This is a genomic window from Martinezella sp. CNPSo 3732, from assembly GCF_057784515.1.
The window spans coordinates 81,902-95,110 of record NZ_JBXSOO010000024.1 but is presented as its reverse complement, the minus strand read 5'-3'; the positions used below and the strand labels follow the sequence as shown (position 1 = coordinate 95,110).

Below are 13,209 nucleotides of genomic sequence, written 5' to 3'. Positions count from 1 at the left end.
AATGGTGGAGGTTTTTTCCTCGAAAGGGCGCAAAAATGTTGTCCGGATGGTCAAATTTTGCTCAAGCGGCGGAATCCGACAGGCTTCCCCTCCATATATGCCCTGCTCATTGGTCTGAGCACGCCTTCCGGGCTGCTTGTTGGGTTCACGAGCAAATCCAGCCGCCGCAAGCCCCAGAAAAACCAAGATTTTCCATAAGGTTTCTGCTATGGTTTGAGCAGATAAAAAGGGAAGGGAGGAAACAATGCATATTACAAGACCGGAAAGCATTATCGAAGTCAGCTTCGACAGCGCCAATGGCCGCCGTGCGCTCGGTATTATGAGCATGCGCCAGGCATTGGATTTACCCGACCTGCCGAGCTTCACCTATACGCATCCTGATCCACAGAAGGCGGCTGCGGGCATCGTCTTGAGCCGGCAAGAGCTGCAGAACTTCCTGACCTGCCATTGAGCAGGCACCCTTGCAGAACGCGTCGATCGCGCCCTGACGCGATCGATACTTAAGCGGTACCTGTCTTCAGGCCGCTCTTCTTTCCATTATCGCCAGTGGCAGCAGGACAACGGCATTCAGGCCGCCTCCTTCGCGGTCTTCCAGACAGAGTGTGCCGCCATGCGCATCGAGAATCTGGCGGACGATCGCCAAGCCGAGCCCGCTGCCACCGAGATCGCGATTGCGCGATTCCTCCAATCGCACGAAGGGTTCGAGGACCTCTTTGCGTCGCTCTGCCGGGATGCCCGGTCCGCGATCGCCGACGACGATAGCGCCGTGATCGCCACGACGCTCGGCGACAATATCGGCCCGGCCACCGTAGCGCAGCGCATTGTCCATGAGATTGTCGAGTACCCGTACCAGAGCGGTCTCCGTCATCGTCACGCCAATCGGCTGCCCGATCGGCGCAAAACCCACGAGGCCCTGCCCGTCCTGCCGCTCCGCAAGGTGACCTCGAATGGCCGCATCGAGATCGACGATGATCTTGCCATCCGAAACGACGGTGCTGCGGGCAAAGCCGAGTGCGTCCTCCACCAGCCGCTGCATGGCCTCGACATCGGCGATCGCCCGCTCACGATGCGGCGTTTCGGGCATCATTTCCATGCGCAGGCGGAAGCGGGTGAGATAGGTTCTCAGATCATGCGAGATCGCTCCAAGAATGAGGGTACGGTTGCTGACGAGCGCGGCGATGCGCAATTGCATGGCATTGATCGCCTTGATCAGCATGCGCAGCTCGCAGGCGCCTCTTTCGGGAATATGAACCGGCTGCAATCCGTTGCCTATCGAGTTGACGGTTCGCGACAGGCGCGTCAGGGGCCGGGTTTCCCGCGCTACGGCGGCAATGGCGATGACGGCGACCAGCATGCCGAGAATGCCGGCAATGAGGCCGATGGGAATGCCGTTCAATCGCACTGTCGGCGTTTCGGGCAGGTTGAAGACCGCGATCTTGCCGCCGGCAACGCCGATCGACACTTCCACGATCCTGCCCGGCTCACCGACGGAGAACCAGCCCTGTGGCTTTTCCGAGAGCGAGCGCATGTTGAAGTACCGGTCGCCGAAGGCGATGTTGGCGAATTCACGCGCCAACTTGCCGGTGAGCGTAAGATCCGAAGTTCCGCTCTTGTCACCGGCTGCGGGCGCATCCGCGAGCCGTATCGCCAGGCCGTTGGCATTCAGCGCTCGCACCGCAGTCTGCTGCGCCTCGGGCGGAATGGCATCGAGAAGACGGATCGCGGTCTTCACCTGCTTGGCGGGCGACAGTTCCGGATTGAACGGCGTATCCGGTTTCAGCTGTGCGGCCGCAAAGGCCGCAAGCTGAATGATGAACAGCGCCACGGCGACGATCATGATGATGCGGGCGACGAGACCGAGTTTCAGCATGGCTCAGACATCTTTCACGTCCATTGTGAGGAGATAGCCGGCATTGCGCACGGTGGTGATGATATGGGCGCCATCGGGCAGGCAATTGCCAAGCTTGGTGCGCAGGCGGGAGACGGTGACATCGATGGTGCGATCGAACGGATCGGCGCCGCGGCCCCGCGTCCAGTCGAGCAATTGCTCGCGCGAGAGCACACGGCGCGGCCTTTCGAGGAAGCAGACGAGCAGATCGAATTCTGCCGTCGTCAGATGCACGACGCGCTCGCCGTCCATCTCGATCACCCGGCCATCAAGATCGACCGTCAATCCCGCAAAGCTCTTTCGCCTCGACGGCCGGATGCTATCTTCCGGCCGTTCCGGACCGGAACGGCGAAGGATGGCGCGGATGCGCGCCAGGAGCTCACGCGGATTGAAAGGCTTGCCGAGATAATCGTCGGCCCCCATTTCGAGGCCGAGGATGCGGTCTATATCTTCCGTTTTCGCCGTCAGCATGAGGATCGGCACCTTGCTGCGGGCGCGGATGCGCCGGCATGCCGACAGTCCGTCTTCGCCGGGCAACATCAGATCGAGGATGATCAGATCAGGAAAGCCCTTGGACAAAAGGCGATCCATGGCAGCGGCACTGTCGGCTGCCTGTACGGAGAAACCTTCACGGCTCAGGAACTCCTCCAGGAGCGCCCTAATCTCGCGGTCGTCCTCGACCAGAAGCAGCGATGCGGAAACCATGGCTCTTCCATGCGGGGCGAGAGGCGGTTTTGGCAACAGGGAAACGGCCAGCGTTACAAACTGTAACAAATTTCGCTTCTTTTGAAAAATCCCAGCAAAAGAAGCAGTGCAGTTTCTCCGCAACCGCGATCCCTCCGGAGCGAATGGCGGCAGCCACGTTGCCGTCTACCCGACCCCATCGCCCGCTCCGGTCCGCGACAGGGCTCGTGTCCATGAAATGCGAGCCCTGTCTGCCTTTCAGGCCGGCCTTTCCGATCCTGCCTCGACAATGCGATTTGCGTCCGGTTCGCTGCCATGCGAAAGGATTGTGCTCTCCGGCTTGTCATGCCGGGCTACGGCAACAAGCACATGAGGCGAGACGGGTGAGCCAACGGCAATCACCGCAAAGATCCGGCAGGGCGGCGAAGGGCAGGCCGGAACCAGATGGCAAGCGCGTGACCTTGCCGCGGGCGCTTTCCAAACTCGGCTATTGCTCCCGCACCCAGGCAGAGGCGCTGATCGCGGCCGGCCGCGTGAGCGTGGACGGACGCCAAGTGTCAGACCCTACCACCTGGGTCGATCTGGAACATTCGAAATTCGCGGTCGACGGCACGGAGATCGCTGCGGAGAAAAAGCTCTATTTCATGCTGAACAAGCCGCGCGGGCTGGTGACCACCCGCGACGACCCCGAGGGACGCCCGACGGTCTATGATTGCCTGAGGGAGATCGATGCCCGCCACCTCGCTCCTGTCGGACGACTGGACAAGGCGAGCGAGGGATTGCTGCTTTTTACCAATGATACGGTACTGGCGCAGGCCCTGCTCGATCCGGTCAGCCATGTCGGCAAGACCTATCATGTGCAGGTCGACCGGATCATGGATCACGAGCAGCTTTCGCGCATGGAGCGCGGCATCATCGACGATGGCGAACTGCTGACCGCCAGTTCCGCCCGCCTCCTGCGCAGCGGCGATCGCAATTGCTGGATCGAGGTGGAGCTCAAGGAAGGTCGTAACCGTCAGATACGGCGCATGCTCGAGGCGCTCGGCATCGACTGCCTGCGGCTGGTACGCGTCGCCTTTGGCGATATCGCACTTGGCGATCTGCCGAAGGGGGGCGTGCGCGCCCTGACGGAGGCAGAGATCCTCGAGTTGCACCGGCGCGCAGGAATGAAGGTCAACAGATAGAGGCAGACTGCCATGCAACCCCATGACTTCTGGCAGGAGCTGCATGCGCCTGACACTTTCGATCCCATGGAGGAGCGCGCGGATTTTCATGTCGCCGAATTGCCGGACGCGCGTCAGCTGTGTCTGCCGATCCGGATGCTTGCCGATGGCGAACATGCGCTGGCATCGCTGATCGTCAATCAGGCAAGCTTCACCGTTCTGGAAGCTCTGGCGGAGGCGCTTGCGGAGCGGATCGCAGCTTATGATGTCGATGTCGTCGCCGGTTTGCCGACCCTCGGCCTGACACTGGCAGCAGCAGTTGCCCGCGCACTCGGCCATGCGCGCTACGTGCCGCTCGGGACATCGCGCAAGTTCTGGTATCGCGACGAACTGTCGGTCGCGCTTTCCTCCATCACCACGCCGAACCAGGAGAAGCGTCTTTATATGGATCCGCGCATGTTGCCATTGCTGCAAGGCAGGCGCGTAGCGCTGATTGACGACGTCATCTCCAGCGGCGCGTCGATCGTTTCCGGGCTTGCCCTCCTGGCATCCTGCAATATCGAGCCTGTCGTGATCGGCGCGGCCATGCTGCAATCCGATCGTTGGCGGGATCGTGTCGATCTGAGCGGCAAGCGATGGAGCGAGAGGATCGTCGGCGTGTTTTCGACACCGATCCTCGAGCAGGGTGAAAATGGTTGCTGGCGCCGGCCGGCCTGACACGTTTCGCGCCCGTAACCGACGAATGGAGCCGTTTACATATTATTATGTGTGAAAACCGTTCCGATTCCGGCTGCAATGCGCTAAGGGTCCGCTCAAGAAGCATCCGCCAGGCGGATGCATGAGCCTGTTGGTGGACGCGTTGCGAATTCTCTCCGAAGCCCATTTCCCAGAATTGCCCAACTACTATCGCGGCAAGGTGCGCGAGAATTACGATCTGCCCGATGGCAGCCGCATCATCATCAGCACCGACCGGTTGAGCGCCTTCGACCGTATCCTCACCTGCATCCCCTACAAGGGCCAGGTGCTGACGCAGACGGCCCGCTACTGGTTCGAACAGACACGCGATATCTGCCCGAACCACGTCATCGACTATCCGGACCCGAACGTCGTCGTCGGAAAGCGGCTGAATATCCTGCCCGTCGAGGTCGTCGTTCGCGGCTATCTCGCCGGCACCACGGGCACCTCGGTTCTGACGCTCTATAAAAAGGGTCAGCGCGAGATGTATGGCATCACGCTCCCGGATGGCATGCGCGACAACCAGATCCTGCCCGAGCCGATCATCACGCCGACGAGCAAGGAATTCGACGGCGGCCACGATGAGCCACTGACGCCGACCCAGATTGTCGAGCACGGGCTTCTGACAAAAGAGCAGTGGCAGACGCTGACAAATTACGCTTTTGCCCTGTTCGCGCGCGGGCAAGACATCGCCCGCAAGCGGGGGCTGATCCTCGTCGATACCAAATATGAGTTCGGGACTGATGAAAACGGCACCATCATCCTTGCCGACGAGATCCATACGCCTGACAGCAGCCGCTACTGGCTGGCCGGCAGCTATCAGGACAGATTCGAAAAGGGCGCGCGCCCGGAAAGCTTCGATAAGGATTTCGTCCGCGCCTGGGTCACGGAGCGCTGCGATCCTTACAAGGACGAGATTCCGGAGATTCCGAGCGACCTCATCGAACAGACATCCAAGGTCTATATCCGCGCTTACGAAGCGATTACGGGCACTGCTTTCGTGCCCGACGATCACAGCGCGACACCGCGCGACCGGGTTCGCGCAAGCCTCGCCCGCTATTTCCCTTAAGAGACCGTCTGAACGGTCGTTTGGCTGAATCGACACGCCGGGACTTCCCTTAAGTTGCGGCGCCAGCGGAGCTTTGCGCCGTTCACACCCCTTGATTGCGGATGCGAGGGTATGTTTTTTGCAACACTTCAGATTTTTTTTACCGATAAGCTGATATTTCGGCCGATCCCACATATGTTCGCAGCCGAGAATTCGTAAAAGCCACTGTGCTATTGCAAAACTCGTTGCTAGATTGACGCCGACCGCTTCGGGTCATTGTTTGTATTGCGTAAGACTGGAGCGCCGGAACATGGAGTCATGTCGACTCCGTCAAAAGACACTGAATCAGTAAATTGAATTGTGGGACAATGTGATGGTTTCCATTCGTACTGCCGCCCCCGCCCTGCTGCTTGTTTTGGCAGGCTGCGTCAGCGGCCCAGACCATAAGCCACCGGAAATGCCTCTCCCGGCCAAATTCTCGGAGGGCGGTACGAAGGCGAACGGCGATATTGCCGGCTCGCAATGGTGGACCGCTTTCGGCGATTCCAAGCTGAACGCCTTCGCCGCACAGGGACTTGCCCAGAACCTTACCATCCAGCAATCGCTGGAACGTATCAACCAGGCGGAAGCTGCCGTCGTCACCGCAGGTGCAGGCGGTCTCCCGAGCCTCACCGTCTCCGGCGACAACACGACCAGCGGCCAGAAGGGTGGCTCGAGAGTATCAAGCTCAGCTGGACGACGGAACACGACGACGGGCACAGCTTCGGCTTCCTGGCTGCTCGACCTCTGGGGTCAGTATCGCCGCGCAACGGAAAGCGCCAACGCCTCGCTCGATGCCGCCTATTCCACCGTCGACGTCCAGCGTCTGGCATTTCTCTCGGATCTCGCCAACAGCTATGTCAACGCCCGTTACTACCAGGCGCTCATTTCGATCGCTCAGGAAAACCTGAAATCCCGGCGTGACACGCTCTCGCTGACGAAGTTCCAGCTCGAAGCCGGTGCTGCATCGCGCCTCGACGTGGTTCAGGCCGAGGGCCTCGTCAACCAGACGCTGGCACTGGTACCTGGTTATGAAATCAGCTATCGCCAGCAGGTGCATCATATCGCAACGCTGCTCAACGTTCCCTCATCGACGATCATCGCGCAGATGCAGGGCGGTGGCAGGCAGCCGGTGTTCCGCGGCAGCGTTCGCACCGGCGTTCCCGCCGACCTCATCCGCAACCGTCCGGACGTTCGCGTTGCAGAACGGACCCTTGCAGCCTCGACGGCCCAGATCGGCGTTGCTGAAGCCAAGCTCTTCCCGTCGATCACGCTCAGCGGTTCGATTTCGCCGACCTATATCCATACCTCGTCGGCGAGCGGCGGTCTGACCACCTGGTCGTTTGGCCCGCAGCTGAACCTGCCGATCTTCGACGGTGGCGCCCTGCGTGCCGGTGTCAAGAGTGCGGAATCGACGAGCCGCGAGAACTATCTTGCCTGGCAGTCAACGGTACGTTCGGCTATCGAAGACGTCGAGAACTATCTGTCCGCCGTCGCTCGCGACGCACAGACGGTCGCCGCACTGCAGGCTCAGGTCAAGTCCTATCAGGAAGCCCTGCAGCTTTCGACCGCGAGCTATAAGGATGGTGCATCCTCGCTACTCGACGTTCTCGATGCGCAGCGCAACGTGACCGCTGCTCAGCAGAGCCTGGCGCAGGCTGTCCAGCAGAGCGCTCTCGACTATATCGGGCTGAACATCAATATCGGCGCTGGCTATGTGCCGGCCGGTAAGGCGACTATTGCCCAGGCTCCTGCCAAGCCCAAGGTTGTCAAGGTTTCGGCCAAGAAGGCGAACTAAGGATATCGCCCGCCTGGCGGGCGCATCGCTTAAAATGCAAAGCCGCCGCAGTCATCTGCGGCGGTTTTTCTTTTGTCACGCGAAAGAGTCGAAAATGAAAATGGCGCACTCCGCTTTCGCCGGAAGCACGCCATCGCCAAAAAACAAAAAGGCCGGAATGATCCGGCCTTTCGCCATCCGCCTTCACATCAGTGCCAGTACATCCGTGGTCAAAGGCAAGGGCGGAACTGCAGCCAGATTGATCATGAAAGGTCAACGAAGAGTTAACGCTGCTTCCATGATATCGACGGACCAAACGGCTCGCTTTCCAGCGCGCCAGCGCCCATCGGCTGCATGACTGAAGAGTATATGAGAGGGTAAGGTGGCAATTTCAAGGCCGCTTTTTAGTTTCCTCGAAAAAGCTCTTGAAGCAGTCGATGCTGCCACATCGGTAACGCCGATGAGGATAGGCAAGCCTGGCGAAAACCTGCCCTTCCCGGGCAAGGTTCTGGCGATGTCGGCTAAGTCTGGCGGGCTTTATCGGCGGAGTTCGAGAGGCAGCATTTTAGTTTCGACGTGAGCCGTTCAAGCTGCATTCATGCAATTACTTTTATAACACATGCAAAGATTGAAGAGGCATCATGGAATCCTATCAGATTCCGTGCAGCGCTAGGTCTTTATCTTGCCGAAATTGGAAAGTCTTACCGAAGAGCGCCGGGGTAGGCGCACGACAGCGGAACAGGCGCCGGGCAGCGATTTCGCGGCATGGCTGCGCAAAGGGAGAGTAATCTATGAGGTTCAAGATTCTTGCGGCGGGTATTCTGGCGGCGCTCGTGGCGCTGCCGACCATCGCGGAAGCGGCGGAAGGCTTTGCCACCGCCAACGTCAATATGCGGTCGGGCCCGAGCACTGCCTATCCGGCGGTGACGATGATCCCCGTCGGTGTACCGCTTCAGATCAATGGCTGTCTTAACGATACGCCGTGGTGCGATGTCTCCTTCTATGGCGGCCGCGGATGGGTTGCCGGCCGTTATATCCAGGCGACCTACCAGTCACGCCGCATCTATGTCGGTCCGCAATATTACCGCCCGCTCGGCATTCCGACGGTCGTCTTCAACTTCGACGACTACTGGGGTCGCTATTATCGCGGCCGCGACTTCTATCGTGACCGCGACCGTTGGCGCCGCGGCCCGGGCTGGGTCGATCGCCGCCCGGACAGCGGCTGGGACCGCAATTCCCCCGGCTGGGATAACGGGCCGGACCGCAATTGGGACCGTCGTCCGGATCGCAACCGCGATTGGGATCGCGGCTCGGACTGGAGCAACCAGCCGGACCGCAACTGGGATCGCCGGCCCGATCGTGATCGCGACTGGGACAGGCAACGTGATGGCAATCGCGATTGGGGCAGACAGCGCCCCGACAACAACCAGGACTGGGGTAACCGGCCGGACCGCCAGCGCGACAACAATCGCCCGGACAATAATCGTCCGGACAACCGCCCGCGCCCGGAACCGCAGCAGGCTCAACCTCAGCCGCAGCCGCAGCCGCAGAACAATCCGCGGCCCAACGCCGGCCAACCAGGACCCTACAGCCCCGATCATCGGGATCCATGCCCCGCGTCGGAGCCCAATTGCCGGATGTCCGTAAGAGGCTCGAATCGCTGACGGACAGCTCTGCCAAAGCCTGAAAAGCCAAAAGGCAGGCGACTTTGAAAGTCGTCGGCCTTTTTGATGAGATGTATCGCCTCCGAGAAGAATGCGCTCGCCACCATGCGGGAGCTGCACTCAAGAGATGCTTTCATGGAAAAACACGCGTCCAAAACTCTCGACTTCTGCCGCGCTTTCGCCGGTTCGCAAGATTTGGACGGTCAATCTTCGATGGTAGCGGCATGCTTCAATGCATCTTGAGATGCGCTTCCCGTGTCGCCGAGATGAACATTTCCCGTGCCTCTTCGGCGGATTTGCGGCCATCGATGGCAGCCCGGCAAAGGCTTCTTGCCGCCACGTAGAGCGGACCACGCCGGTCAGGCCAGAGATTGGCCATGCAATTGAGAGCCTCGGACGGGCCCGTGACGACCTGGAACGTACCCTGAGCAAAACCGACCTCGATTGGATTGCTCCATTTGATGTGTCGCATGAACACTCCTCCTCACGCGCTACCAATTACTTGGAACCGCCCTTCAAGACGGCCACATGCCTCACTATAACCTTGATCAGCCCATTCGAAAATATGGAAGATTGCGTGCGCCTCGCGGAGTATCGACGCATCCGGGTGGCAGCCTCGCTCTGTATCGAGGCAAGCGAGGTGCTATCCTGTAATTTCAGGAGAACGGACATGGCTGCGGATAACTGAAGCCGCACGGGCGATCTATTTTTCACGTGCGATCCGCTTCGCCTCATCCGGGGAAAAACCGGCACGGCGTGCAAGCCGTTCGAGGCCGAATATTCGGTCGATCTGGTCAACCAGCCACAATTCGAAACGTGTCCACATTGGCGTAGCCTCCTCCGCTGCGAATCCTTCGGCCGCAGCAGCCCACGAAACATCGCGCCGGCCTGCCAAATCCTTTCAGCGGCCCATCAACGAAATTGGGGCGGCCTTTGCGCGTTTGAGAGCAATTCCTGCTTCGTTGCGAAGTCGCCAAACAGCTTTTTCAGCCGGGCTTCCTCCTCCTTGCAAATCCGATGACGCCGGGCGAAATCCTCGACGCTCCAGACCTCCCGCAGCTTGCTCTCTACAACTTCCTCTATCTTCAGCAATGAACTCATAGGTTCGCCCTCTATCGTTTTATGATGGAATAATGCTCAGGATAGCGAAAAGTTCCCTGCACACGCCTGGCGGACGCCGGGCGAAGACAGCGACAATGCGGACCGGAATGTTCTTAATCCCTCCTTAAATCGCCGCATTTACAGTTCAGGCGGGACTTGATGTCTTCACGAGGGGTGCGTGGACGAATAGCGGGTTGCTACGCCTTGAAAGCCAATGACGGTTTTCGGGCACGCGCCACCACGCGACGGAGCAGGCTCAAAGATTTCTATCGCTCCCGTAGTCAGCCTGATAGAAGACATGGATTACAAGGGCACCGAGGTACGACCGGCCGGCAATGGCAGATAAGAAGAAATCACGCCAGAGGATAGAACCATCCTTTTCCAGCGGCCGGGAACGCAGCGATGACGGATTCAATGCCGGCGAACGCATCGTCGGCAGCAGGCGTTCGGCCAAGGCATATTCATCTTCTTCCAAGACATACTACGAAGAGCCGGAACCCGACGAAGAAGCGGATGAAGACGACGAGGATGAGCCCGTGGTCGCAAAGCCTCGTCGCACCCGCGCCCGCAGCCGCCGCAAACCTGCGCGCCGTGCACCGCCGCGCCGCGGCTTTTTCGGCTTCATTCGTTCGACGATCTATTGGGGCCTCGTGCTTTGCCTCTGGGCTGGCATCGGCCTTGCCGGTCTTGTCGCCTACTACGGCTCGCGCATGCCGAGTGCCAGCACCTGGTCGATCCCGGAGCGACCGCCGAACGTGAAGATCAACGATCTCGACGGCAGCCTGATTGCCAATCGCGGCACGACGGGCGGCGAAGCCGTCGCGCTTGGTGACATGTCGCCCTATATCCCGGAAGCCATCATCGCCATCGAGGATCGGCGCTTCTATTCGCATTTCGGCTTCGACCCGATCGGCCTTGCCCGCGCCATGGTGACAAATGTCGTGACGGGCCACGCCGTGCAGGGCGGCTCGACGCTCACGCAACAGCTCGCCAAGAACCTGTTCCTTTCGCCGGACCGCACGCTGGAGCGCAAGGTGCAGGAAGTGCTGCTGGCGCTGTGGCTGGAGCACAAGTACACCAAGGACCAGATCCTGACGATGTACCTGAACCGCGTCTATTTTGGCTCCAACGCCTATGGCGTCGAGGCCGCGTCGCGGCGGTACTTCAATAAATCGGCCAAGGACGTCAATCTCGGCGAGGCCGCCATGCTTGCCGGTCTGGTGAAGGCGCCGTCGCGGCTGTCGCCGGCCCGCGATCCTGCCGCCGCCGAGGCCCGCGCGCAACTAGTGTTGCAGGCCATGCACGACCAGGGCTTCATCAGCGAATCCGACATCAAGACGGCGATGGCGCAGCCGCCGACCCGATCGAAGAGTTATTGGAGCGGCGCCGAGAATTACGTCGCCGACATGGTCATGGACCAGCTCCCGAAGCTGATCGGCGGCGACGTCAAGGAAGACCTGATCGTCGACACCACGCTCGACATGTCGCTCGAAGAAAAGGCCGAGAAGGCGCTGAGCGACGTGCTCGAAAAGGAAGGCAAGAAGCTGAACGCCTCGCAGGCCTCCCTCGTTTCCGTCGATGCAACGGGCGCCATCCGCGCGCTCGTCGGCGGCCGCGACTATGCGCAGAGCCAGTTCAACCGCGCTGTCACCGCCAAGCGCCAGCCTGGCTCCGCCTTCAAGCCGTTCGTCTATACCGCAGCACTTGAGATGGGCCTGACGCCGAATTCGATCCGCAACGACATGCCGGTCAAGATCGGCAACTGGGCGCCGGAGAATTACGAGCAGCGCTACAGCGGCCCTGTGACGCTTGCCACCGCCGTCGCGAAATCGCTGAACACGGTTGCCGCGCAGATCGTCGCCGAGGTCGGGCCGGATCAGGTCATCAAGGTCGCCCGCAGGCTCGGTATCGAATCGGACCTGCAGGCCAATGCCTCGATTGCGCTCGGCACCTCCGAAGTGTCGCTGCTGGAGCTGACCTCCGCCTATGCCACTTTCATGAACGGCGGCTACAAAGTGGCGCCGCATGTCATCACGAGGGTAACGACCGCCTCCGGCAAGGTGCTCTACCAGACCAATACAGGCAATTCGGAGCGCGTGCTGAATCCGGATATCGTCACCAACATGAACGCCATGATGGCCGGCGTCATCGCCAATGGCACCGGCAAGGCCGCGCGCATTCCAGGCTGGCAGGCGGCCGGCAAGTCGGGCACGACGCAATCCTTCCGCGATGCGCTTTTTGTCGGCTTCACGAGCCATCTGACGACAGGCGTCTGGTTCGGCAATGACGACGGCAAGTCGATGCGCAAGGTGACCGGCGGCGGGCTGCCGGCAAAGGCATGGAAGGAATTCATGGTTGCCGCCCATAAGGGCATCACGCCGACGCCAATCTTCGGCGGCGGCCAGATCATCGACAACGGCCTGCCGATGGCGCAGACAGGACCGAACGGCGACCAGCCGACCACCATCGGCAACATCATCTCCGGCGTGGCCGACGGCGGACAGCCGATCCAGCAGCCGACCTTGCAGCAAAGGCCATCGCAGCAGCCGATCCAGCCGCAGATCGTCAATCAGGTCTCGGCCAACGAGGATCCGCAGGACCTGCCGCCGGCAAATCTGGCCGACGATACCAATCCCTACAGCTCCAACCCCTATGACAGCGATATACCGCCTGCCGATGTCGGCGATAGCGGCGCTCCGGTCGCCACCACGCGGCCGCATCGCTCCTCGCTGCTCGACGTCATCCTCGGTCGATAAAATCGCATTTTTGCATCACGGCACTGCGCGCCACATAGGGCGCGTTAAGGTCGCTATCGCGCTTTAGATCTGCTGCATAATTTTATTCCTAAATCGATCCCGATTTAAGGAATTATGCAGTAGACGCTTGCATGGCCGCGGCAAGGCTGCTCTGATACGCGGTCGCGTCAAATCCTGAGGTCCCCGGCGCATATGGGACCATGTGGAATTTGGGCGACAAACCATTTGTTTTGCTGGATTTCAGGCCATTTCCTGCCTTGCAGTCAGTAAAACCGCTACTTATATACGCGGCATCACCGCAGTCATGGCTGCGCAATCCTCAAGACCATCCCGTAAGGGGCTGTCAATGGAATG

The 13,209-nt window shown here is 60.3% G+C and carries 13 protein-coding genes; 8 read left to right on the top strand and 5 right to left on the bottom strand.

The window, feature by feature from the left end; genetic code table 11:
- The coding region (locus AC13RM_RS28185) for a hypothetical protein (RefSeq protein ID WP_488555931.1) at window positions 1-198 on the top strand (198 nt) is incomplete at its 5' end.
- A gap of 46 nt (window positions 199-244) precedes the next feature.
- A complete protein-coding gene (locus AC13RM_RS28180; RefSeq protein WP_113232728.1) occupies window positions 245-451 on the top strand; it encodes a hypothetical protein in 207 nt (68 codons plus the stop codon).
- A 66-nt stretch (window positions 452-517) separates the two neighbouring features.
- Here AC13RM_RS28180 and AC13RM_RS28175 read toward each other — a convergent pair whose 3' ends face one another.
- Entirely contained in the window at window positions 518-1,870 is a 1,353-nt protein-coding gene (locus AC13RM_RS28175) for an ATP-binding protein (protein WP_374822549.1), read from the bottom strand.
- A gap of 3 nt (window positions 1,871-1,873) precedes the next feature.
- The gene (locus AC13RM_RS28170; protein ID WP_374822546.1) at window positions 1,874-2,593 is read right to left on the bottom strand and encodes a response regulator; all 720 of its coding nucleotides are present in this window, start codon (window positions 2,591-2,593) and stop codon (window positions 1,874-1,876) included.
- A gap of 362 nt (window positions 2,594-2,955) precedes the next feature.
- Here AC13RM_RS28170 and AC13RM_RS28165 point away from each other — a divergent pair, with 362 nt between their 5' ends.
- The 5 genes from AC13RM_RS28165 (at window position 2,956) to AC13RM_RS28145 (ending at window position 8,998) form a co-directional block, all read left to right on the top strand.
- The gene (locus AC13RM_RS28165) at window positions 2,956-3,756 is read left to right on the top strand and encodes a pseudouridine synthase (protein ID WP_285176175.1); all 801 of its coding nucleotides are present in this window, start codon (window positions 2,956-2,958) and stop codon (window positions 3,754-3,756) included.
- 12 nt (window positions 3,757-3,768) lie between these two features.
- The gene (locus AC13RM_RS28160) at window positions 3,769-4,452 is read left to right on the top strand and encodes a phosphoribosyltransferase (protein WP_285176174.1); all 684 of its coding nucleotides are present in this window, start codon (window positions 3,769-3,771) and stop codon (window positions 4,450-4,452) included.
- Between the two features lie 142 nt (window positions 4,453-4,594).
- Complete coding sequence (locus tag AC13RM_RS28155) at window positions 4,595-5,539, top strand: phosphoribosylaminoimidazolesuccinocarboxamide synthase (RefSeq protein ID WP_285176184.1); 945 nt, start codon at window positions 4,595-4,597, stop codon at window positions 5,537-5,539.
- Between the two features lie 352 nt (window positions 5,540-5,891).
- A complete protein-coding gene (locus AC13RM_RS28150; protein ID WP_285176173.1) occupies window positions 5,892-7,355 on the top strand; it encodes an efflux transporter outer membrane subunit in 1,464 nt (487 codons plus the stop codon).
- A gap of 770 nt (window positions 7,356-8,125) precedes the next feature.
- Window positions 8,126-8,998 carry an SH3 domain-containing protein gene (locus AC13RM_RS28145; RefSeq protein ID WP_374822541.1) on the top strand — a complete coding sequence of 291 codons (873 nt, stop codon included), beginning with the start codon at window positions 8,126-8,128 and terminating at the stop codon, window positions 8,996-8,998.
- A gap of 229 nt (window positions 8,999-9,227) precedes the next feature.
- Here AC13RM_RS28145 and AC13RM_RS28140 read toward each other — a convergent pair whose 3' ends face one another.
- The 3 genes from AC13RM_RS28140 to AC13RM_RS28130 form a co-directional block, all read right to left on the bottom strand.
- On the bottom strand, window positions 9,228-9,470 hold the full coding sequence (locus AC13RM_RS28140) for a DUF982 domain-containing protein (protein WP_113232722.1): 243 nt from the start codon (window positions 9,468-9,470) through the stop codon (window positions 9,228-9,230).
- Window positions 9,471-9,701: 231 nt separating this feature from the next.
- Window positions 9,702-9,824 carry a hypothetical protein gene (locus AC13RM_RS28135; protein WP_285176169.1) on the bottom strand — a complete coding sequence of 41 codons (123 nt, stop codon included), beginning with the start codon at window positions 9,822-9,824 and terminating at the stop codon, window positions 9,702-9,704.
- Window positions 9,825-9,910: 86 nt separating this feature from the next.
- A complete protein-coding gene (locus AC13RM_RS28130; RefSeq protein WP_113232720.1) occupies window positions 9,911-10,099 on the bottom strand; it encodes a hypothetical protein in 189 nt (62 codons plus the stop codon).
- 335 nt (window positions 10,100-10,434) lie between these two features.
- Here AC13RM_RS28130 and AC13RM_RS28125 point away from each other — a divergent pair, with 335 nt between their 5' ends.
- Window positions 10,435-12,855, top strand: a complete 2,421-nt coding sequence (locus AC13RM_RS28125) for a transglycosylase domain-containing protein (protein ID WP_488555930.1) — start codon at window positions 10,435-10,437, stop codon at window positions 12,853-12,855.
- The last annotated feature ends 354 nt before the right edge of the window (window positions 12,856-13,209 follow it).